20 protein-coding genes and 2 pseudogenes are annotated in these 20708 nt (G+C 69.0%); 10 read left to right on the top strand and 12 right to left on the bottom strand.

Annotation, left to right across the window (positions count from 1 at the left end; genetic code table 11):
- Positions 1-16: 16 nt before the first annotated feature.
- Both ACFYX4_RS14715 and ACFYX4_RS14710 read left to right on the top strand, forming a co-directional pair.
- Positions 17-1255, top strand: a complete 1239-nt coding sequence (locus ACFYX4_RS14715) for an MFS transporter (RefSeq protein ID WP_389331479.1) — start codon at positions 17-19, stop codon at positions 1253-1255.
- A gap of 84 nt (positions 1256-1339) precedes the next feature.
- Positions 1340-2302: an SDR family NAD(P)-dependent oxidoreductase gene (locus tag ACFYX4_RS14710; protein ID WP_389331476.1), complete on the top strand. Its 963-nt coding sequence runs from the start codon at positions 1340-1342 to the stop codon at positions 2300-2302.
- Positions 2303-2519: 217 nt separating this feature from the next.
- Here the strand turns inward: ACFYX4_RS14710 and ACFYX4_RS14705 are convergent, their stop codons facing one another.
- Positions 2520-3452 carry an NADP-dependent oxidoreductase gene (locus ACFYX4_RS14705; protein ID WP_389331473.1) on the bottom strand — a complete coding sequence of 311 codons (933 nt, stop codon included), beginning with the start codon at positions 3450-3452 and terminating at the stop codon, positions 2520-2522.
- Between the two features lie 230 nt (positions 3453-3682).
- Between ACFYX4_RS14705 and ACFYX4_RS14700 the strand changes: the two genes are divergently transcribed.
- Positions 3683-6979, top strand: a complete 3297-nt coding sequence (locus ACFYX4_RS14700) for a S8 family serine peptidase (protein ID WP_389331470.1) — start codon at positions 3683-3685, stop codon at positions 6977-6979.
- 116 nt (positions 6980-7095) lie between these two features.
- On the opposite strand, the gene ACFYX4_RS14695 is transcribed toward ACFYX4_RS14700, so the two are convergent.
- The 5 genes from ACFYX4_RS14695 to ACFYX4_RS14675 all read right to left on the bottom strand — a co-directional run bounded on the left by ACFYX4_RS14695 (position 7096) and on the right by ACFYX4_RS14675 (position 11027).
- Entirely contained in the window at positions 7096-7965 is an 870-nt protein-coding gene (locus ACFYX4_RS14695) for a helix-turn-helix domain-containing protein (protein WP_389331467.1), read from the bottom strand.
- Between the two features lie 177 nt (positions 7966-8142).
- Positions 8143-8841 (bottom strand): type 1 glutamine amidotransferase domain-containing protein, encoded by a 699-nt coding sequence (locus ACFYX4_RS14690; protein WP_389331464.1) that lies wholly within the window; start codon positions 8839-8841, stop codon positions 8143-8145.
- A gap of 22 nt (positions 8842-8863) precedes the next feature.
- Positions 8864-9256, bottom strand: a complete 393-nt coding sequence (locus tag ACFYX4_RS14685; protein ID WP_389331461.1) for a nuclear transport factor 2 family protein — start codon at positions 9254-9256, stop codon at positions 8864-8866.
- 48 nt (positions 9257-9304) lie between these two features.
- Positions 9305-9904, bottom strand: coding sequence for a flavodoxin family protein (locus ACFYX4_RS14680; protein WP_389331458.1), 600 nt, complete (start codon positions 9902-9904; stop codon positions 9305-9307).
- 163 nt (positions 9905-10067) lie between these two features.
- Positions 10068-11027 (bottom strand): alpha/beta hydrolase, encoded by a 960-nt coding sequence (locus tag ACFYX4_RS14675; protein WP_389331768.1) that lies wholly within the window; start codon positions 11025-11027, stop codon positions 10068-10070.
- A 1316-nt stretch (positions 11028-12343) separates the two neighbouring features.
- On the opposite strand from ACFYX4_RS14675, the gene ACFYX4_RS14670 reads away from it, so the two are divergent.
- Positions 12344-13588 carry an SGNH/GDSL hydrolase family protein gene (locus ACFYX4_RS14670; protein ID WP_389331455.1) on the top strand — a complete coding sequence of 415 codons (1245 nt, stop codon included), beginning with the start codon at positions 12344-12346 and terminating at the stop codon, positions 13586-13588.
- Between the two features lie 47 nt (positions 13589-13635).
- Here the strand turns inward: ACFYX4_RS14670 and ACFYX4_RS14665 are convergent.
- Positions 13636-13859, bottom strand: a pseudogene (locus ACFYX4_RS14665) (integrase core domain-containing protein); the annotation flags it as partial.
- A gap of 344 nt (positions 13860-14203) precedes the next feature.
- Between ACFYX4_RS14665 and ACFYX4_RS14660 the strand changes: the two are divergent.
- Complete coding sequence (locus ACFYX4_RS14660) at positions 14204-14599, top strand: ATP-binding protein (RefSeq protein WP_389331452.1); 396 nt, start codon at positions 14204-14206, stop codon at positions 14597-14599.
- 21 nt (positions 14600-14620) lie between these two features.
- Here the strand turns inward: ACFYX4_RS14660 and ACFYX4_RS14655 are convergent, their stop codons facing one another.
- From ACFYX4_RS14655 to ACFYX4_RS14645, 3 genes and pseudogenes are all read right to left on the bottom strand, one after another.
- Positions 14621-14908 (bottom strand): ANTAR domain-containing protein, encoded by a 288-nt coding sequence (locus ACFYX4_RS14655; RefSeq protein ID WP_389331449.1) that lies wholly within the window; start codon positions 14906-14908, stop codon positions 14621-14623.
- Between the two features lie 403 nt (positions 14909-15311).
- A complete protein-coding gene (locus ACFYX4_RS14650; RefSeq protein ID WP_389331447.1) occupies positions 15312-15704 on the bottom strand; it encodes a hypothetical protein in 393 nt (130 codons plus the stop codon).
- A pseudogene (locus ACFYX4_RS14645) lies at positions 15701-16282 on the bottom strand (transposase); the annotation flags it as partial. The pseudogene ACFYX4_RS14645 and the gene ACFYX4_RS14650, both read right to left, overlap by 4 nt.
- 155 nt (positions 16283-16437) lie before the next feature.
- On the opposite strand from ACFYX4_RS14645, the gene ACFYX4_RS14640 reads away from it, so the two are divergent.
- Positions 16438-16788, top strand: coding sequence for an STAS domain-containing protein (locus ACFYX4_RS14640; protein WP_389331444.1), 351 nt, complete (start codon positions 16438-16440; stop codon positions 16786-16788).
- Complete coding sequence (locus tag ACFYX4_RS14635) at positions 16788-17720, top strand: anti-sigma factor RsbA family regulatory protein (protein ID WP_389331441.1); 933 nt, start codon at positions 16788-16790, stop codon at positions 17718-17720. Before ACFYX4_RS14640 ends, ACFYX4_RS14635 begins: the two co-directional genes overlap by 1 nt.
- Before the next feature lie 51 nt (positions 17721-17771).
- On the opposite strand, the gene ACFYX4_RS14630 is transcribed toward ACFYX4_RS14635, so the two are convergent.
- Entirely contained in the window at positions 17772-17987 is a 216-nt protein-coding gene (locus ACFYX4_RS14630) for a three-helix bundle dimerization domain-containing protein (RefSeq protein WP_389331438.1), read from the bottom strand.
- 27 nt (positions 17988-18014) lie between these two features.
- Positions 18015-18380 carry a luciferase family protein gene (locus tag ACFYX4_RS14625; RefSeq protein ID WP_389331765.1) on the bottom strand — a complete coding sequence of 122 codons (366 nt, stop codon included), beginning with the start codon at positions 18378-18380 and terminating at the stop codon, positions 18015-18017.
- On the opposite strand from ACFYX4_RS14625, the gene ACFYX4_RS14620 reads away from it, so the two are divergent.
- From ACFYX4_RS14620 to ACFYX4_RS14610, 3 genes are all read left to right on the top strand, one after another.
- A complete protein-coding gene (locus ACFYX4_RS14620; RefSeq protein WP_389331435.1) occupies positions 18316-19422 on the top strand; it encodes a tyrosine-type recombinase/integrase in 1107 nt (368 codons plus the stop codon). The two genes, ACFYX4_RS14625 and ACFYX4_RS14620, sit on opposite strands and share 65 nt — an antisense overlap.
- Positions 19423-19497: 75 nt before the next feature.
- Positions 19498-20412: a HipA family kinase gene (locus ACFYX4_RS14615; RefSeq protein ID WP_389331432.1), complete on the top strand. Its 915-nt coding sequence runs from the start codon at positions 19498-19500 to the stop codon at positions 20410-20412.
- Positions 20409-20702, top strand: a complete 294-nt coding sequence (locus tag ACFYX4_RS14610; protein ID WP_389331429.1) for a SelT/SelW/SelH family protein — start codon at positions 20409-20411, stop codon at positions 20700-20702. Before ACFYX4_RS14615 ends, ACFYX4_RS14610 begins: the two co-directional genes overlap by 4 nt.
- The last annotated feature ends 6 nt before the right edge of the window (positions 20703-20708 follow it).

Genomic DNA, 20708 nt, shown 5'->3' with positions numbered 1-20708 from the left:
ACCTGGACACCCACCCATGGCTACGCCCGACACCCCCACGCCGCCCACCGCGAGCGTCCCCGCCGCAGCGGGCAAAGACAGAATGAGCCGCGGCCTGACTCTGCTGTTCGCGATCGCCGGCGGCACCGCGGTCGCCAACCTCTACTGGGCACAACCACTCCTCGACCTCGTCGCCCGCGACCTGCACGCCTCCACCTCGCTGGCAGGCTGGCTCGTGACAGCCACGCAGATCGGCTACGCGGCCGGAGCCCTGCTTCTGGTGCCACTCGGCGATGTTCTCGACCGGCGCCGGTTCATTCCCGGGATGATGCTCTGCTCGGCCCTCGCCCTCATCGCCTGCGCGCTCGCTCCGTCCATCGGCGCGCTCCTGGTCGCGGTCACCCTCCTGGGCCTGACCACGGTCAGCGGCCAGCTGCTCACCCCACTCGCCGGTGACCTCGCCGACGACACCAACCGCGGGCAGGTGGTGGGGACGGTGGTCTCCGGGCTGCTCATCGGCATCCTCACCTCCCGCACCATCAGCGGACTCATCGCGGATGCCGCCGGATGGCGCACCATCTACTTCGTCGCCGCAGCGGCCGCCGTCGTCTTCGCGTTGCTACTTCGCCGCGCGATCCCGCCGCTCCCCGCCAAGGCCCACCTGTCCTACCCGCAGCTGCTTCTCTCGGTCTGGCACGTGATCCGGCAGGTGCGCGCGGTGCGCTGGACCCTGTTCCTCGGCGCCATCGCCTTCGGCGTCTTCACCATGTTCTGGACCGCCCTGACCTTTCTGCTCAGCGCGGAGCCGTTCTCCTACTCGGTCTCCGTCATCGGCCTGTTCGGCCTCATCGGCCTGGCCGGGGCGCTGGCAGCCCAGCGTGCGGGGCGGCTCCACGACCGGGGCCGGTCCCTGCCGGCGACCGGATGGGGATGGGCCGCGATCGTGGTCTCCTTCGTCGTCGCGGCGTTCGCCGACCGTTCCGTCGCGGGGATCATCGTGGCCGTCGTGCTGCTCGACATCGCCGTACAGGGTGTGAACATCCTCAACCAGACACGGCTGTTCGCGGTCGCCCCGCAGGCCCGAAGCCGCCTCAACACGGCCTTTGTCACCTGCAACTTCATCGGCGGCGCGGTCGGCTCCGCCACCGCCTCCGTCCTGTGGTCCACCGGCGGCTGGAGGGCCGTCTCCCTGACCGGCGCCGGCCTCGGCTGCGTCGCACTCCTCGTGTGGGCCTTCGGCCGCCGCGGCCCGCTCCTCAGCGAGCGAAGCGGCTGAAGGCCTGGCCAGGCGGCGGCAGTTGGGGGCCGCAGACATCGAACGTCAGTATTTTCCGCTGTTCAAGTTTGGAGCGTTTTGGACATGACCACTGCACAGCACAAGATCGGCTCCGGTTTCGGCGCCACGAGCACCGCCGAGGATGTCCTCCAGGGCATCGACCTGCGCGGGAAGCTCGCGATCGTCACCGGCGGCTACTCGGGCATCGGCCTGGAGACCACCCGTGCGCTCACCGGGGCCGGTGCCCGCGTCGTCGTCCCCGCGCGGCGGCCGGCGGGCGCGCGCGAGGCACTGGGCGAGATCCCCGGCGTCGAGGTGGACGAGCTGGACCTCGGCGACCTGGAGAGCGTGCGCGGCTTCGCGGAGCGCTTCCTCGCCTCGGGCAGGAGCGTCGACTTCGTCATCGACAGCGCCGGGATCATGGCCTGCCCCGAAACGCGGGTCGGGCCCGGCTGGGAGGCCCAGTTCGCGATCAACCACCTCGGCCACTTCGCCCTCGTCAACCGTCTGTGGCCGGCCCTCGAACCCGGCGGCGCACGTGTCGTCTCCATCTCCTCCGGCGGCCACCACATGTCCGGCATCCGCTGGGACGACCTCCACTGGGAGCAGGGCTACGACAAGTGGCAGGCATACGGGCAGGCCAAGACCGCGAACGTGCTCTTCGCCGTGCACCTCGACAGGCTCGCGAAGGACTCCGGCGTCCGCGCCTTCGCCCTGCACCCCGGCGTCATCATCACGCCGCTCCTGCGGCACGTGCCCGACGAGGAGAGGGCGGAGTTCGGGTGGTTCGACGAGGTCGGCAACCTGCGCAACCCCGAGTTCTTCAAGACCCCGCAGCAGGGCGCGGCCACGCAGGTGTGGGCGGCGACCTCACCTCAACTGGCCGACCTGGGCGGTCTCTACCTCGAGGACTGCGACGTCGCCGAGCCCGCTCCCGCCGACGGTGAGATGCGCGGGGTGAAGGACTGGGCGATCGACCCCGAGCAGGCAGCGCGTCTGTGGGAGCTGTCGGCGGGACTGACCGGCGTGAACGCGTTCGCCGCGTAGTGCGTGTCCGGAGCGTGCGAGTACCGTCGGCAGGCACCCGCACGCTCCATCCTCCTCACCCCCGGAACCGGGTGAGCGTCCGCGAGTGGAAGCTTTTTCAATAAGAGGAGACCTGCGGGGAAACGAATCGCCTCAGCCGCGTCGCCCAGTGGTCCGCACCGGAAAACCGTTCGATGACGGCCATCCCCGTCCGCGTCCCTGCTCCTTCAGCCGATGTTCAGAACGTCAGGACAAGCCGTCCTCGTACGCCGCCCGCAGCGAGGAGCCGGTGCGCCTCGACGGCCTGTTCCGCCGGGAAGGTCCTGGCGACCCGGGGCGTGATGAGGCCCTCCTTCGCCAGCTGCCGGAGCCCGTCGAGCTTGGCGTGCTCCCGGGCGTACCGGAATACGACGATCGGCTCGAAGACGATGTCTCGCTCGCCCGGGCCGTCGTAACCGCGCAGGGTCACCACCCGGCCGCCGTCGCGGACCGCCCGAGCGGTGAGAGCGCCGAGCGACGCGCCGTCGACGAGTCCGTCGACGCCCCCGGGGATCTCCGCACGCACCCGGTCCGAGTATTCGGCGCCGCGCCGCAGTACGACGTCGGCACCCAGTTCCTTGATCAGGGCCTCGTCCTGCTCCGAGGCGTCGGCCACCACCCGCAGTCTGTCCGCCTTGGCCAGCTGGACGGCGTATCCACCCACCGCGCCCGCCGATCCGGTGATCGCGACGGTTTGGCCGGGCTCCAGGTCGAGCGTGTCCAGGGCCAGACGCGCGGTCAGGCCGTTCATCGGAAGGGCCGCCGCCTGCACATGGCTCGCGCTGTCAGGAGCGCGGACGACCGACTCCGCCGGTACGACGACCTGCTCGGCGTACGCGCCATGCGAGCCGTTGGGGAGCACGATCGCCATCACGCGGTCGCCGACCCTGAGGTCCGTGTCGGTGCCCGCGCCTATCTGGTCCACGACGCCCGCCGCCTCCATGCCGACAACGAACGGCGGCTGAGCGTCCGGTGCTCCGGAAGGCCCGCCACGCTGCAGGGCGTCGACCGCGTTGACGGTCGCGGCGTGCACCCGGATGCGCACCTCGCCCGGACCGGCATCGGGGGCTGGCAGCTCCAGAACCTGAAGGACCTCCGGCCCACCGAATTCCCTGAAACCTACGGCCTTCATTCGAATCACCCCATTGCTCGGTGCCTGCGGTCGTTGAGATTCCCGACCTTTCCGCCTCGCGTGCGCCCGTAAAAGGGGAAGGTTCTTGGCTGGGATGCGGCCATAGGGGGACGAATTCCTCCCCCCATAAAAGCGGCGCCGGCGAGAGACGTCATGGGCAGGCCCAGGATTGAATGCACCTCGACTTACGGCCCCAGGCCGTGCCGCACCCCACACTGGCGGAGAACTGAATGAACATCAGAATAGGAGGGGCGCTCAGAGGCACGATCCTCGTGAGCGCCTTCTCGTTGGCCGTGCCGGTGACGCCGCCCGCCGCCGCTGCGGCGGCGTCGGCGATGATCGGGAGGCCCGCTGAGAGTAGCTCGCAACGTGTCATCGTCGTGCTGCGCGACCAGCGCGTCGGTCTGCCGATGCACACCAGGTCCGTCCAACGCCGCCGGGCGGTGACCGACGATCAGGCACCGCTCGTGGAGCAGCTGAAGCGCGGCGGTGCCACCCATGTCAGCGGGCTGAGTCTCGTCAACGCCATCGCGGCCACGGTGAATCCCACCGTGCTGGGCCGGATGCGCAACGACCCGCAAGTGGCGGCTGTGGTACCGGACTTGCCGATCCGGCTGCCCTCCGCGGACACCGCCGCCAGGACGGCCGTCACCGCCGCTGCCGGGACCACGGACGCCACGAACTGCCCCAGGGACCCGGCCAAGCCGCTGGCGGAACCCGAGGCGCTGCACCTGACGAAGACGGACGCAGCCCAGCGGACGGCGACGGGCAGAGGTGTGAAAATCGCCTTCTTCGCCGACGGAATCGATGTGAACAACCCGGAGTTCATCCGTCCCGACGGCAGCCATGTCATCACCGACTACCAGGATTTCAGCGGCGACGGCACGAACGACCACAGCGACGGCGGCGAGGCGTTCGGTGACGCCAGCGCCATCGCGGCCCAGGGCAGCCGTACGTACGACCTGTCCACGCAACTGCCCCATGCCCAGCTGCCCAAGGGATGCACCTTCCGCATCCGGGGCCTCGCGCCCGGCGCGGAGTTGATGAGCATCAAGGCCTACGGGGAGAACGGCGGCGGCTCCATCTCCAGTCTGGTGCGGGGCATCCAGTACGCGGTAGAGCACCATGCGGACGTCCTCAGCCAGTCGTTCATGAGCTACCTCTACCCCGACGCGGCGACCAACCCGATCCGGCTGGCGGACCAGGCGGCCGTGGCCGCCGGAGTGACGGTGGTGGCCGCCAGCGGCGACTCGGGAACATCGGGCACCGTCGGCGCGCCAGCCAGCGACCCGGCGGTGATCGGCGTCGGCGCCAGTACGTCGTTCCGGCTGGCGGCGCAGGCCTACGGCTATCCGCGGTGGGCGAGCGACAACGTCTCCGCGCTGTCCTCCGGCGGTACGACGCAGGGCGACAAGGTCGTCGACCTGGTGGCGCCGGGCATGGTCGGCATGGCCGCCTGCACCGTCGACCCGCACTGGAAGGGGTGCACACTTCCGACGCAGGTGTTCGGCGGAAGCAGCCAGTCGGCGCCGTTCGTCGCGGGCGCGGCGGCCGACGTCATCCAGGAGTACAAGGAAACCCACGGCGGGACCCGGCCCGCACCCGACCTGGTCAAGCGGATCCTGACCGGCACGGCCACCGACCTGCGCACACCCGCCGACGAGCAGGGTGCCGGGCTGGTGAACACCGACGCCGCCGTCCAAGCCGCGCGCGCCATCGGACACCCCGGTGGCCGAGCGCAGAGCACGGGCTTGGTTCCCTCCGCCGGCCAGCTCGGCGTCATCGGGCGACCGGGCAGCACCCAGCACGCCGATGTCGCCCTCACCAACACCGCCGACCGGCCGCAGCGGGTCACCATGACCTCCCGCACCATGGGCAGCCGGATTTTCCGCACCCAGCACACAGCCACCGTGGGCGCCCCGCTCGCTGGTGACGATCGGGAAGGGCGGCTCGCCGCCAAGCCGTTCACGTTCAGGGTGCCGGGCGGCACACCGCTGCTGGACGCGGAGATGGTGTGGCCCGGCACGTCGGACTCCGGCAAGCTCGCCCTCGCCCTGGTCGATCCGGCCGGCCGGCTGACGCAGCTCAGTTACGACTATGACGGCTACGGACGGCACACCAACTACCAGCACGTCGACGTTCACGACCCGCGTCCCGGCACCTGGACGGTCAAGGTGCTCTGGAACAACGGCCGACTCTACCTGCAGAACCCGCCGTCGGAACCCGGCAGCTACCGAGGCCCCGTCAAGATCCGTCTCACCGGCCACCGTTACGCCTCCGCAGGGGTACCCGGGCAGACCAGGGTGATACCGGCCGGCGCCACCGCGACGTTCCCCGTGAAGGTCCCGATGCCCCAGAAGGCCGGTGACGCGCCCTTCTCGCTCCAGTTCGCCTCGGACACGGGCACACACCTGTCACTGCCGGTCGCATGCCGGTCACTGATCCCGACCGATCCGGCACCCGGCCACAGCACCTCCTTCGCCGTCACCATCACCGGTGGCGTCGGCCGGGACGTGGGCCAGACGAACAGCTACTACCTCGACGTGCCGCCCGGGCGGAAGAACCTGACCATCGACCTCACCGCCGAGGACTCCGCCACACAGCTGCTGTACTATCTCATCAGCCCCGACGGCCAGGTCCTCGCCAAGGACACCGACCGGACCGCCGACGAGAACAGCGTCCCGACCGCGTACGCCGGCCTCACCGCCAACCGCCCCGCCGCCGGACGCTGGACACTCGTCGTGCAGCTGCCCGACGCGGTCAGCGGCAGGGAATTCAGCCAGCAGGTCACCGGCAAGGTCCACTTCGAAGCCATCACCGCGAGCGCGCCGGGGCTGCCCAACAGCCCCACTCGGACGATCAGGCGGGGCAGCCACCTCACCGTCTCCGTGAAGGTCCCCAACCCCGGCCCCGCACAACAGTCCCTCTTCCTCGACCCCCGGCTGGACACGATGAGCGAGGTCCCCGTCCCAGAGCTGGGTGAGCCGACTGGAGGAACGGCCCCGATCAACGGCGGCGGCCTGGCCTGGATCGTGCCCACGCACACCACCAGGCTCGTCGCCACGGCCACCGCCGACCGCCCGGTGGACGTGGGCGTGTTCCCTCTGACCTGGTCGCCCGAGGTGTACACGCAGGGCGGTCTCAGCAACACCACGGCCGCCACGACCACCGCCGACCAACTGGCTGCCGGCGCCTGGGTCACCGAGGTCAGCGCCCCGTTCACCGGCCGACCGGCGGACGAGGACACGGCGCACGTCTCGCTCGACGCCACGACCCAGACGATCGACAGCTCGGCGAAGGCGTCGACCGGTGACCCCTGGGACAACGGCCCCGACTGGAAACCCGTGTCCGTCGCCCCGGGCACAACCGCAACGATGACCATCACCCTGACACCGACCGCACCCGTCGGAACCGTGGTGCGCGGAACGCTGTACGTCGACACGCACACCGGCTTCCCGAACTTCCTCGGATCGGAGCTCATCGGATCCGAGCTCACCGGAATCCCGTACACCTACACCGTGAGCTGATACGACGAGGCTCCGCCCCGGGACTCGACTACGCGAGATGTCCCGGTGGCGGAGCCGGCGGTTCACACGGTTGGTCGGTTGCCGGCCGCCGAGGCGGCGTGGCACGGGGGACAGGCTCACGTGGCGGTGTTCGACGTGGTCGGCTCCTGGTCCGCGGCCCAGGAGGCCAGGAGGCGCAGCCCGACGTCGGACGGGGAGCCGGGTTCGGCGTTCCACACGATGATGTGCTGGTCGGGGTCCGTGCCGCAGGTGAGCGTGTTCCAGTCCAGCGTCAGCTCGCCCACCACCGGGTGCCGAAGTTTCTTGACGCCCTTGCCGCGCATCGCGACGTCATGCGCGGTCCACCACTGCCGGAACTGTGCGTCGCGGGCGGAAAGCTCCTCGACCAGAGCGGCGAGCCGCGGTTCGCCGGGGTAGCGGGCGCTCTCCATGCGCAACTGCGCGATGGCCAGCCGGGTGACCTCTTCCCAGTCGGCGTACAGCGTGCGCATCCAGGGTTCGGTGATCAACAGCCGGAGGAACACGCGCTCCTCCTCCGGGTAGCGCCCGAAATCGGTCCACAGGGCGGCGGCGAGCCGGTTCCAGCCCAGGATGTCGGTGCGCCGGCCGATGACGAAGGCCGGGGAGGCGGTGAGATCGTCCAGCATGCGCTGCAACTGCGTGTCCACCTGTTGACGATCCCCCGAGGCGGACGGACGCGCCGTCTGCTTCGCCGCGAGGTCGAAGAGGTAGGTGCGCTGGTCGTCGTTCAGCCGGAGCGCCTGGGCGATCTCGTCGAGCAGGGGAGCGGACGCTTGCAGCCGGCCCTGCTCGATCCGCGTGTAGTACTCGGTACTGATCGCGGCGAGAAGGGCCACCTCCTCACGGCGCAGACCGCTCACCCGGCGCCGCTGCCCACCGCGCAGACCGACCTCGGTGGGGCTCAGCTCGCCACGACGGGCCTTGAGAAACTCACCCAACTCGTTCAGATGAGGGTTGCGGTTCATGATGCGCAGCCTCGCACAAATGCCCGGCGCTGTGAGGGGGAAGGATTCTGCCCATGTTGGACATCACCCGCACGTGCAAATGCTACCGACTCCGGCCGTATGGCAACCAGCGGAAGAACAGGACGCGGCGGCCCGGGGTGCGTACCCGGGCCGCCGAGAGGACACACAGCGCGGTCGTCAGCTCAGCGCCTTGAGCACTTCCTGGGCCAGCGGGACCGCCGAGCCGGGGTTCTGGCCGGTGATCAGGGTGCGGTCCACCTCGACGTGCGGGGCGAACGGCTCGGTCTCGCGGTAGTCCACGCCGAGCTCGCCCACGAGGCGGTCCTGCAACAGCCACTTCGCGCGGTCCGCGAGACCGTTCAGCTTCTCCTCGGCGTTGGAGAGGCCGGTCAGGCGGTAGCCGGAGAACGGGGACGTCCCGTCCGGGCCGATGGTGGCGAGCAGCGCCGCGGGTCCGTGGCACACCAGGGACACCACCTTGCCCGAGGCGAGCCACTCGGTGAGCAGCTTGCCGGAGGCGGCGTTGTCGGGAAGGTCCTCCATCGGGCCCCAGCCGCCGGGGTAGAAGACGGCTACGTAGTCGTCGATGTTCACGTCCTCGATGCGCATGGGGTGCGCCAGCTCGGTCGCCTCGCGCAGCGCGGTGCGCATGCGCTCGGCGCCTTCCTCGCCGCCGTTGAAGTCCGCGGTGAGGCTGAGCGCGTCCGCCGTGGGCGGCACACCGCCCGGCGTCGCCGCCGCGATCTCGTATCCGGCCTCCTTGAAGACCTGGTACGGGCCGATGGCCTCCTCGGCCCAGAAGCCGGCCGGCTGCCGGGTTCCGTCGGCCAGCGTCCAGTGGTCGGAAGCGGTGATCACGAAAAGGATCTTCGCCATGGGTGGGTCTCCTTGGGGGGTCTCAGCCCTTGAGGGCTTCCTGGAGGATGTGGCTGTCGGCGGCCTGCCGCATGCTGACGGCCTTGCCGTCACGGACGGTCCACAGGTGGATGAACCGGATGTCGGCCTTGTTCCCGGTCTTGGTCTCGGCGTGGTAGTGCCCGAACACGAAGACATGGCCCTCGTCGTCCGCGTAGAACTCCTCGGGCACCGCGCCGAAGGACTCGTAGTTCGGCATCATGTTGCCGAAGAAGTCCTTCGCCGCGTTGTCCCAGCCGTGGTAGACGCCGCTGTACGGGAAGCCGGGGGTGATGTCCCAGATGAGGTCCGGGGCCATGACCTCACTGGTGACTTCGGGCGCCATTCCGGATTCGTAGACCCGGCGGATGAGGGCGAGGCTCGGGGAGTCGGACATGGTTGCTCCTTGCGGGGGGTTCGGATACGGGGAAAGAAGGTGGTGTGATCAGGCGGCGAGGGCGGCCCGCCCGGCGCGGAAGATCGCGGCCTGGCGCGCGACGCGCGCACCCAGGTGCTCGGCGGTGGCGATGTCCGACTTGTGGACCGCTTCCGGACCGGCGTCGGTCGGGCTCTGGGCGCCGGCGCCCATGAAGAAGCCCAGCCGGTTGATGTCGTCCTCGCTGCCCTTGGTGGAATCCCAGCCCGGCATCAGGCCCAGGCTGACCCAGTGCATACCGTGCTGGGCGGCCATGGTGGAGAAGTAGCCGAGGGTCGACGACTTGTCGCCGTTCTTGGCACCGGAGTTGGTGAAGCCCGCGGCGAGCTTGTCCACCCAGGCTTGGGAGAACCAGCGCTTGCTGCTGGCCTCTGCGAACGCGTGGAACGCGGCAGATGCGGTGCCCATGTAGGTGGGGGCACCGAAGATGATCGCGTCAGCGGCGTCCAGCTGCGCCCACTGCTCGTCGGTGATGGTGTCGACGGGGATCAGGACCACGTCGGCGCCGGCTCCCGCCGCGCCACGCGCCACGGCTTCGGCGACGACGGCCGTGTGGCCGTAGCCCGAATGAAAGGCAATGGCGGTCGTGGTGCGGCTGGAATGGGACATGGCGATCGGGCTCCTCGAAAGTCCTTGTTCGGTATGTGCCCGAGCATTGCACCTGAAGAGCGCGCTGTGAGGGGTAGGAAATCTTCCCCTGTCTACCGTTCCCCAGGTACGCGATCCCCGACCCGACGGCCGTACCAGGCAGAGCGGCTCGCGCTGCGGACTGCTAGAGAACGGCGAAGAACTCCACCATCTTGGGGATCGCCTGGTTCACGTACTCGGGCACGTCGTACAAGGCGATATGAGTTGCGCCGTCGACGACGAACAACTCCTTCGGCCCCTTGGAAAGCTCGTAGGCCTGGTCGCTGAACACCTTGGTGTCCGCCTTGCTCCCGGCAATGAGGAGCATCGGCTGGGTCAGCAGTTCCGGGATCTGGTCGAACGCCGAGAAAGCGAACATCTTGTCCATGCTGGTCAGCAGGAAACGGCCCTTCGAATTGGGATGCTGACCTCGCGGCGTCCGGTAGTAGTCGTACCCCTCGCGCAGGAGATCCGGCGTGTTCTCGTCGATCTCGTCCAGCGTCTCAGGGACGAACGGGGCGTAGAGGGGTTCCGCTCCTCGCGCTTCGGCCGTGCGCTGGTTGGCGACCATCTCCAGCGTTCCGATCTGCTCGGCAACCGGGGACAGATGCCCCAGAAAGCCCCTGGAACCCTCACCCATGGGAGCTGCGCTGACCGTGGCCACCGCCTTGAAGCGACGCTCGGTCTGGGCCACGCTGATGGCGTAGCCGCCGCCGGCGCAGATCCCGAAGACACCCATTCGCTCGGAGTCGACGTAGGGAAGCGTGGTGAGGAAGTCGGCCGCACAGCGAGCGTCTTCCACCCGGGTCGTCGGGTCTTCCAGCAGGCGGGGTTCGCCGCCGCTCGCACCCTGATAGGAGGAGTCGTAGACGACGGTGACGAACCCGTGCTCAGCGAGCCTCTCGGCGTACTGGCCGATGGTCTGTTCCTTTACGCCGCCCGCCGGATGAATTCCGACGAGCGCCGGATACTTCTTGTCTTCGCTGAAGTTTTTCGGCAGATGGAGATGTCCCGCGATTTCCACTGCCTTGTTCCTGAACGAAACAGTTTTGACCATGGCGCCTGCCCCTTTCTCGGCCTCGGCCCGCCGACAGACGGCCCTCAGCCATTTTTCGCCGCGGTCGAGATGGTGTCCACTCGTGAAGGGGGGAGGAAACTTTCCCCTGGATACGACTCTCCGGGCCAGCGATTGCCCTTCCGAGGTCAGGTGTTAACGTCGCCGAGAAATGCGTGGGGCCTGCACTTTAAATAATGGATCACCACCGGCCACCGACGCCGATGACTTCAGCCCCCTGCGACGCCGCGCTCTCCGGAGCCGATGCCCAACGCCAGGGGCAGGAGCGCTGAGCTACGTCGTTGTGCCGGACGGAGAGGGTGCGGCCCTGGACCGGCAAGGGCGCGGTGTTTAGCGGGGAGATCCGGGCGACGAGTTCCCCGTGTGCGTAGCGCGGCTGATTCTGCAGGTGCGGGGTGACGTCGCGCCCGACTTCGGCGGCCTTGATGATCCCCCGCCACGTGGTGGTCGGCACGTACCAGCCGTCGGCGGCTGGGAATCCGTCCGATCAGGTCCACGCCTCGTGCTTGGCCGTCCGCCACTGACGCAGGGACTTCTTCGCGGGCCCATTACGGAACAAGGCCGGTATGTCGTAGCTGTCGGCGTAGGTCAGCCGCGGTTCGTCGGGGACGTGTGCGGGATCATGCGGATCATTCTGGCACGGGCCCAGGCGGCTCCCGGCACCGCGTATCGAGCCATCTGTGGAGCCGCGGCGAGGTTGATCCGGTCATCCTTCGACGCTTGTCCGAGGCGGTGAGGGGGCAGTTCGCCCGGGCAGACAGGAAAGATCGCGGAAAGACTGGCCAGCGCGTGCGAGGGCATGTCAAGGTAGGCGACCTTGCAGGTCAGACACCAGCTGCCACCGGCATGGAGTTGTCCAAGCTGCACCCCCGCATCCGCAGGCAAGCCGAACGAACCGCGTTCAGCGGGCTGTTCACCCTGCGCCACACACAGTAACGGCCGTCAGCGTACGTGTTACGGAATCATTCGATCAAGGTGCTTGCGCCCGGCAGTATCCCGGCAGTGGCACGGTGGATGGGGCCGGTGTGCAGAGACAGAGGCAGTTCAATCGCCCCGTTGGTGGACTTGGCGTCGTGGGTGAGGACGCAGAGACGCGAGTGGTGCTGCGCCCTCTACTCACCGGCCCGTGATCCACCGCCAAGTCCACGGCGGCGCGCGTCAAGGAGGAGACCCATACCCCCTCGGAAGAAAGCAAACGGGGAAGATTTCTCCCCCCTCACATCGCTCAGCTGCCGTGCAAGGGTGGACGGCGTAACAGCGCGTCTTCCCGTACGGCGGCGTCTACGACGGCTGGGTGAGCGCCTGCAGCGACTTTATCGGTGGAGTGGATGAAGATGAAATTCGGCATGCGACGCACCCGCAGGGTCACGTTGACACTGCTGGTGGCCGGGATACTCGCCGCTTCCGGGACGGCGGCGGCCGACGTCGCAGGGCAGCCGTGGACCGGCGGTTGGGAAGCCGGCATGACGGCCGGCGGGCCGAGTTTCTCCGACCAGACGGTGCGGATGGTGGTGCATACCAACGCCGAGGGGCAGCAGGTGCGGCTGCGGCTGAGCAACAAGTACGGCAGCGCACCGCTGGTGATCGGCGCCGTGAACGTCGCCGTACGCACCTCGGGCGGGAGCGTCGCCGCCCGCACGCGACACAAGGTCACATTCCACGGCGCCGCCGGAGCGGTGATCCCGGCGGGGGGCGAACTCCGCAGTGACGCCGTCGACTTCACCACCGCCGCCGACGAGGATCTGCTGGTCAGCGTCTACCTCCCGAAGACGACCGGCCCCGCCACCTTCCACTCCCTCGCCCGGGACACCAGCTACGTCTCCAGGAGGGGCGACCGGACTGCGGACACCGGCACCGCGAACTACCCCAGGACCACCAGCTCCTGGTATTTCCTGGACGGCCTGGACGTTCTCAATCCCCGCGCACGCGGCACCCTGGTCGCCTTCGGCGACTCCATCACCGACGGATTCGGCTCTTCACCGGGTACCGACACCCGCTGGCCGGACGACCTCGCCCGCCGCCTCGCCGCGCAGCCGGGTGGCAGCCGCCTGGGCGTGGTGGACGCAGGTATCAGCGGCAACCGGCTCCTGACCGACGCACCGGCCGCCGAGCCCGAACTCGGCGTCAGCGGACTCGACCGCTTCACCCACGACGCCCTCGGCGAACCCCGGGTCCGCAGCGTGATCCTGCTCGAAGGCATCAACGACATCGGCAACAACGCCGGCCCCGACGGCAAGGCACTCACGGCCCGGGACCTGATCGACGGCTACCGCGCCCTGATCGCCAAGGCGCACGCCGCCCACGTCCGCATCTACGGCGGCACCCTCCTCCCCTACAAGGACGCCGCCTACACCAACACCAAGGGCGGCCCCTACTACACCGCCGCCGGCGACGCGATCCGCCAGAAGGTCAACCACTGGATCCTCACCAGTCATGCCTTCGACGGCACCATCGACTTCGCCAAGACGATGGCCGACCCGTCCGACCCGCTGAAGCTCCGACCTGCCTACGACAGCGGAGACCACCTGCACCCGAACTCCGCGGGCGACCAGGCCATGGCGAATGCCATCGATCTCGCGCAGCTCCGCTGACCCGCACGCTGCGGTGCCGCCGGGCTTCCGGCCGGCTCCGTCGTGCGCTAGGTGTATTGCCCTGAGAGGTTGGGGACGCGGCTGGCGGGTGGTTGGCCTTTCAGCGCGGTGTGCCCGCGGTGGTGATTGTAGGTGTGCAGCCAGCCGGGGAACGCGTCGCGTCGTTCGGCTTCTGAGCGGTAGGGACAGGCATAGGCCCACTCGTCCAGCAGGGTGCGGTGACGCGTTCGACTTCGCTGTTGGTCTGCGGCCGGTAGGGCCGGGTGCGCTTGCGGCGACCTGAGTGGGCAGATCTGCTCACCCCCGCCGACCCGCGCGGCCTGACGCCGCTGTTCTGGTCTCATGTGCGCCCGTACGGGCAGGTCAACCTGAATATGGCTCTGGAACTCCAATGCTCACCCTCCCGAGTACCTTCTCCGTTACCCGAGCGCCGTTTCTCTTCCCGCGCCCTTGACCCAGGACATTCAGCGGGGGCCGCCGTCACGGTCCTACGTGACAGTCCGGTGCGGCTGGTTGACCGTGATCGGCTTCCGCGATCCGCGGACCCGGCACGGTGGCCGCGCGGTACCGGATGAGCAGGCCATACAGACCACAGTGGCCCTGGAGGGCGACGGTGTGTGCATCGCACGGGCCCGCCACATCGCCGCCGGCTTCCTCATGCGCGTCCAGGTCGAGCACGGCCTGCCGGTCTCGCAGCGCGCCATGGACCTCACCCAGCTGGTGGTCAGCGAGCTGGTCACCAATGCCCGCAAGTACGCGCCGGGCCCGGTGCTGATGGACCTGCGCATCGTCAGCGACGCGGTCGAGGTGGTGGTGTGGGACTGCGATCCGGTACTGCCGGTGGCCCGGGCCACCGACGCCGGCCGGGTGGGCCAGCACGGCCTGGAGATCGTCATGGCCGTCGCCCAGGGCTTCGAAGCGCAGCGGGAGCCGGTCGGCAAAGGCATCACCGCCCGCATCGCCCTCCTGGACGACCCCGGCGGCCCCATCGCCGGACACCGGCCTCTGTAGGACGACGCGGGCCGCTCCCAGTCAGACGGGGCGTGAGGCGGCGTGGCGGGCCAGCGCTGCGTGCAGCTCCCCGAGAAGGACATCGGGCAGCGCTGCGCCCTGACCGTGTTTGAGGACCTGTTCAGCGACGTGGGTCAGCTTGAGGTTGGTGTGCTGGGAGACCTCCCGCAGCACCGTGAAGCCGTCACACGGGGGCATCTGTCCCAGGACGGTCAGGACGCCGATGGCCTGGTCGACGACGGCGTGCGAGGCGAGGGCCTGCTGCAGCTGCCGGTTCTCCACCCGCAATCGTTCCAGCTCTTCCGCCACCTCATCGGCCGACGCCGATGCGGACTGCGGACGGGGATGGACGGATGAGGTCAAGGCAATCACCGAGAAAGACAGCGGACAGGGGCACCCTCATACGCCTGCCCTGGTTCCCCGTCAGCATCCATCCGTTCCAGCGCGTCACTACGCGTGAGTCCCCCGGCAGTAGCTTCCGGAGGGCACCCGCGAAGGGCTCGCTTCCCAACCCCACCGGGGACGAGTCACCACCTGCTTCCAGGACATTCCCGCGCCGACGATGTAGATCAGCTCGATCCGGGCACATTTGGTGCGGCGTGGCGGGTGGCGCTGGGGCGAGTCACGCGGCGGCACGGCATCGATGACCGTGCCGCCGCGCGGCCTTCCAGCCCTCGAGCCCGAACCGCGCCAAGTTGCGCCTGAGTGGACGTTAAGTCCGTTTCTGGTAGCGGCCTCGTCCGGGCTGGGTGAGGAAGCCTTGGCGGGTGAGGCGTCCGAGGCGGCTGCGGGTGATGTTGACGGTCGCTTCGTCGGTGGGCATGCCGAGGAGTTCGTGCAGCTCACGGGCCCTGAATGCCCGGCCGGGGTGCTGGTTGAAGGCGTTCACGATGGCCTGGTAGGCGGTGCTCGTCTCGGGCGGGGCCGGTTCAATTCCTGCTGGTGCGGCCTCCGAGATGACCTTTCGGGCGGTGGCCAGCTCCGCGAGTCGGGCCTCGGCCAGGGCGGCAGTGAGGTGTTCGATCTGGCTGCGTAAGTCCCCGGCTTGGGCGGCGGCCTCGTCGTGCTGGATCTGGAGACAGGTGAGGAGTTCGGTGATGTTCACGCGGCCAGTCCGAGGGAGTCACGCCAGGCCGGACTCGGTGTGGTGAGGCGGCGGGTCATGTTCGCGGTGGAGGCCCAGTAGACGCGTGAGGCGGAGGTGTCGGGCCGGTGGTCGTACTCACGGGCGAGGCGCCGGTGCAGCATCAGCGTGCCGTTCGTTTGTTCCACCACCCACCGCTTCGGCTGCGGGACGAAGCCTTTGCCCTGGTCGGCCGGGTTGCGGCGGACGACCTCGACGTCGATGTCCAGCAGGGCGCCATGGATGACGACTTCGTCCTTGAAGCCCCGGTCCACCAGGGCCTTCTCCAGGCGCATGCCGCACCGCTCGGCGGCCTGGTCGAGCAAGACGGTGCCGGCGGTGTTGTCGTGCACGGATGCGGCCAGCACGACCACCCCGATGATCAGCCCCATCACATCCACGGCCAGGCCCCGCTTGCGGCCCGACACCTTCTTGTCAGCGTCCAGCCCCGTCGTGGTCTTCGGGACACCGGCGGCCGCGCGGACGGACTGGGTGTCGATGATCACGAGGGACGGGTCCTCTAATCGGCGGGCTCTCTCCCGTACCTGGCAGCGCAGGAGTCCCCGAGCACTATCCGAAACCGTCGATAGACGTTGCTCGCTCCTGCTAAACAGGCAGGCGGGTCTGCCGCCTGGTTACACTGCCCCGTCGGGTGGGACTTTCCCCTGCCCGTGCTGGGACGGTGGCAGGCGGCCTGATGTGAAGGAGTCCGAGCGTGGATGCCCCACATGCGGTGGGCGGCCCCCGGGTGGCGCCCGGGAGGGCCGCGTTGGAGGTGAGCCCGTTGCCCGGTCGTACCGGGATACGTGCCCGCGGTGAGATCAGCGCCCTCACCCGCCCGTCGTGGGAGCAGGCCCTGTCCGAGCTGGCCCGCCGGCACGCGGGCGTGTCGTACGTGGAGTTGTCGGATGTGGCGTTCGTCGACGTGGCCGGGGTGAGTGCGCTGGCGGTCACGGCAATGAACCTGCCCGACGGGAGGGTTGTGGTCGAGAATCCCCCGCCGCAGCTGCCGCGGGTGTTGGAGATGTTCTGGCCGGGCCTGGACCGGCTCGAGGTGGCTCTGTGATGAGCACGGTGACCACCCACGAGGCGTTCGTGCACCCTGCCCTTTTCTACCGCACCGAGCAGGAGTACACGCGGCAGACGGTGGCCTTCCTGCGCGAGGGCCTGAGCAACGGCGAGCCGATGGCCGTGGCGGTGCCCGGCCCCAACCTGGAGCTGATCAAGGCAGGTCTGGGCGGGGACGCCGAGGGCATCCTGTTCCTGGACATGACCGAGGCCGGCCGCAACCCGGGGCGGATCATCCCCAAGGTGCTGCGCGGATTCGCCGACGCCCACCCGAAGGGGCGTGTGCGGATCATCGGCGAGCCGATCTGGGCCGGGCGCAGCGCGGTGGAGTACCCGGCGTGCGCGCAGCACGAGGCGCTGATCAACGCCGCGTTCGAGGGCCGGGCGGTGACGATCCTGTGCCCCTATGACGAGGTGCGGCTGGACCCGGAGGTTCTCGCCGATGCGCGGGTTACGCACCCGACCGTCATCAGCGGGGATGGACGTGAGTCGGTCAGCGACGCCTACGACTGGCAGGCGGTCGTCGATCGGTACAACCAAGAGCTTGCGCCTGCACCGGACGCCGCGGTCTTCTCCTACGGTGGTGAGGACCTTCCGGCGGTCCGCCAGTTCGCTCTCGCTCAGGCGATGCGGCTTGGCCTGGTGGGGGAGCGGCTGATGGATGTGGAGCTGGCGGTCGCGGAGCTGACGACCAATAGCGTGGTCCACGGCGGAGGCCGCGGGACGCTCGCCGTCTGGGCCGAGCAGGGGCAGCTGGTGTGTGAGGTCCGCGATGCGGGCCGGCTGACCGATCCGCTGGCCGGCCGCCGCCCGCCGGAGCGCGGCCAACTGGGCGGCCGGGGCCTGATGCTGGTCCACTACGTGGCCGACCTGGTGCGGTTGCACACCGGCGACGACGGCACGACCGTGCGCTTCTACCTCAGCTTGTGACAGCGCGCGTGGGCGGCCACCTGTCCGGGTGGCCGCCCGCCCCGCTTCTGGCTATGCGTCGTCAGCTGGATGGTTGTTGAGGATGCTCCGTGCCTTGCGTTCGACCAGCATGGGGACGAATTCGCGTACAGGCCGGTCGGTGAACGACGCATGAGCTCTGGCTACGGCTGCTTCAACCTCGGGCGGGCTGTGTGTCGTGCTGAAGGCGTTCTTAAGACGCTCCACAACTCCGCGGATGGCGTCTTCTTCGCGTGCCTTGTCCGCCACTGTGCCACCTGCCTGGAAGGGTGCTGCTTAGCCTCCGCTGAGATTCTCATGCGGAAGGGTCCCACTGTGTTGATCATTGCACCGCGCGCGTGAGCTGTCGCTGGGATCCGGCCATGCCTGGTGTGCCTGCAGGGCAAGGCTGACCAAGGTCATGAGCAGGTCGATGTCTGCGGTGCCGTCCAGGTGGAGCGTCACCCATTGCGAGCCAGGCACGAGCCGGACGGCGGAGGGAGAAAACCGCCCGCTACGGCAAGGGGAAACGGTACAAGGTCGTCGGCATACCTGGGGTGCGGGATCGATCCTTCGACGTCCTGGAAGACGCCAAGGCGTGGCTCCGGCGGCGGCCACGGACGAGGAGCGCGGCGAGTTCGTAGACCCGCGCGACGGATCCATCACGCTGGCCGACTACATCGCGATGCACTGGGCGCCGGGCAGAGGCGGTGTTCCGAAGACCCAGGACAACCAGGAGCGACGAGCGCGCCTGCACATCATTCCGCACCTGGGGCAACTGCCCCTCAAGAACATCACGGCGGCGGATCTGCGCGCGTACACAGCCAAGCTGGGGTCAACGGTGTCCTCGGTTGACTACCAGCGCGGCATTCTGTCGGCGGTGTCCTCCATTATCGAGGCGGCCGTCGATGACAAGCGGATCGCCAGCAACCCCATGCACGCGAAGTCCGTGCGGTGGCCCAAGGCGCCACAGGAGCGCCGCGAGGCTTGGTCGTTGGAGACGGCGCTGCGAGTCCTCGACGTCATCAACCCGCGCAATCGGATCACTGTCGTCCTCGGCCTGGGGTGCGGACTTCGCCAGGGCGAGGTGTTCGGACTGAGCCCGGAGGACATCGACTACGCGAGAGGCGTGCTTCATGTCCGCCGCCAGGTCCAAGCGATCAAGGGGAGGCTGTACTTCGCCCTGCCGAAAGGGAAGAAGACCCGTGTCGTCGACATGCCCTCCACGGTTGCCGAGGAGCTCAAGCGCCACGTCGCAGTGTTCCCGCCGGTCGAGGTTGAGCTCCCGTGGGAGAAGCCGGAAGGACCGCGAAGGAAGTTCTCGCTGCTGCTCACTACGCGATTCGGCAACGCCATCGCGGTGAACACGTGGAACACATACACCTGGAAGCCCGCGTTGGCCAAGGCCGGAATCATCCCGCCGCGCGCCAAGGGGACAAAGGACTGGCAATGGGAGGCTGCGCCGAAGGACGGCTTCCACGCGCTGCGGCACACATACGCCTCCATCATGCTGGAGGCCGGAGAATCCGTCGTGACCCTGGCGCGGTGGCTCGGGCACTCCTCGCCAGCGATCACCCTCGGTTACTATGCTCACTTCATGCCGGAGGCCGGAAGCAAGGGGCGGACGGCCATCGACGGACTGCTGGGGAGGCAGGGAGATCTGCATGCCATTCGAAACTCCCCAGATTCTCCCCAGAACTGCTGACGGGCAATTTCCGCTGTTTGAGGCCCCAAGGTTGGCCGTGGATTGCAAGGCTGAAGAGGCGGGTGGCCTGAGGAAATGTTGAGATATGTCACTGCGACCCGCTACGTCGAACCCCTGCGCTCCGGCGGCTCCGTCCCCGGTGTCGTCGAGGCCGACGACCTGGGCACCTACGTCGTGAAGTTCACCGGTTCGGCCCAGGGCCGCAAGGCGCTGGTCGCCGAGATCGTCGTGGGCGAGCTGGCGCGCGCCCTCGGGCTGCGCTTCCCCGAGCTGGTCATGGTCCGCTTCGACCCGGCGATCGCCGACGGCGAACCCCACCAGGAGGTGCGGGACCTGCACGGCGCGAGCGCGGGCCTCAACCTCGGCATGGACTACCTGCCCGGCGCGCGCGACTTCACCCCGGAGGTCGCCAAGACCTTCCGCGTGGATCCGCTGGAGGCGGGCCGGGTCGTCTGGCTGGACGCCCTCACCGCCAACGTCGACCGCACGGTGCACAGTTCCAACCTGATGGTGTGGCCCACGTTCGGGACCGCGCCCCCGCGTCTGTGGCTGATCGACCACGGCGCGGCGCTCGTCTTCCACCACCGCTGGGACGGCGCCGACCCCGCCAAGGCCTACGACTTCCGCCACCACGCCCTCGGCCACTACGCGCCCGACGTGCGCGCCGCCGACGCCGAGCTGGCGCCCAGGGTCACCGAGGAACTGCTCCGGGAGATCGTCGCCGAGGTCCCCGACGCCTGGCTCGCGGACGACCCGGCCTTCGCCACGGCCGACGACGCCCGGACGGCGTACGTGGACCACCTTCACGCGCGCGTAAGGGCCTCCGCGGCCTGGCTGCCCACCGACTTCCCCACCCGGGAGGAGCTCGCCGCCGAGGAGGCGCTGCGCGCGGCGAAGACCCAGCAGGGACGGCCGAACTGGCTCAAGCGGGTCCCCGACCTGCACGGCAAGCCGGCCGCGGAACAGGATTGGTCGGTGCATCTGGGATGAGCGACGTCAGTGACGTCCGGCGCGTGGAGATCGAGTACTGCACCCAGTGCCGCTGGCTGCCCCGGGCCGCCTGGCTGGCGCAGGAGCTGCTGACGACGTTCGAGGCCGAGCTCACCGAGCTGGCGCTGCGGCCCGGCACGGGCGGCGTCTTCGTCGTCCGGGTGAACGACGAGGTGGTGTGGGACCGCCGTGAGCAGGGCTTCCCGGAGCCCACGGCGGTCAAGCGGGCCGTGCGCGACCTCGTGGCCCCGGGGAAGCCCCTGGGCCACTCGGACACGCCCGCACCCTGAGGCGGC

It is taken from the genome of Streptomyces sp. NPDC002328 (assembly GCF_042890065.1).
Taxonomy (GTDB): Bacteria; Actinomycetota; Actinomycetes; order Streptomycetales; family Streptomycetaceae; genus Streptomyces.
The sequence above is the reverse complement of the archived record's forward strand: the minus strand, read 5'-3'. Positions and strand labels throughout refer to the sequence as shown.

Excerpts from the sequence above, each read along its gene's own strand:
- ACFYX4_RS14715 (WP_389331479.1), top strand. The coding sequence starts at position 17 with ATGGCTACGCCCGACACCCCCACGCCGCCCACCGCGAGCGTCCCCGCC.
- ACFYX4_RS14710 (WP_389331476.1), top strand. The coding sequence starts at position 1,340 with ATGACCACTGCACAGCACAAGATCGGCTCCGGTTTCGGCGCCACGAGC.
- ACFYX4_RS14705 (WP_389331473.1), bottom strand. The coding sequence starts at position 3,452 with ATGAAGGCCGTAGGTTTCAGGGAATTCGGTGGGCCGGAGGTCCTTCAG.
- ACFYX4_RS14700 (WP_389331470.1), top strand. The coding sequence starts at position 3,683 with ATGAACATCAGAATAGGAGGGGCGCTCAGAGGCACGATCCTCGTGAGC.
- ACFYX4_RS14695 (WP_389331467.1), bottom strand. The coding sequence starts at position 7,965 with ATGAACCGCAACCCTCATCTGAACGAGTTGGGTGAGTTTCTCAAGGCC.
- ACFYX4_RS14690 (WP_389331464.1), bottom strand. The coding sequence starts at position 8,841 with ATGGCGAAGATCCTTTTCGTGATCACCGCTTCCGACCACTGGACGCTG.
- ACFYX4_RS14685 (WP_389331461.1), bottom strand. The coding sequence starts at position 9,256 with ATGTCCGACTCCCCGAGCCTCGCCCTCATCCGCCGGGTCTACGAATCC.
- ACFYX4_RS14680 (WP_389331458.1), bottom strand. The coding sequence starts at position 9,904 with ATGTCCCATTCCAGCCGCACCACGACCGCCATTGCCTTTCATTCGGGC.
- ACFYX4_RS14670 (WP_389331455.1), top strand. The coding sequence starts at position 12,344 with ATGCGACGCACCCGCAGGGTCACGTTGACACTGCTGGTGGCCGGGATA.
- ACFYX4_RS14635 (WP_389331441.1), top strand. The coding sequence starts at position 16,788 with ATGAGCACGGTGACCACCCACGAGGCGTTCGTGCACCCTGCCCTTTTC.
- ACFYX4_RS14625 (WP_389331765.1), bottom strand. The coding sequence starts at position 18,380 with ATGGATCCGTCGCGCGGGTCTACGAACTCGCCGCGCTCCTCGTCCGTG.
- ACFYX4_RS14615 (WP_389331432.1), top strand. The coding sequence starts at position 19,498 with ATGTTGAGATATGTCACTGCGACCCGCTACGTCGAACCCCTGCGCTCC.
- ACFYX4_RS14610 (WP_389331429.1), top strand. The coding sequence starts at position 20,409 with ATGAGCGACGTCAGTGACGTCCGGCGCGTGGAGATCGAGTACTGCACC.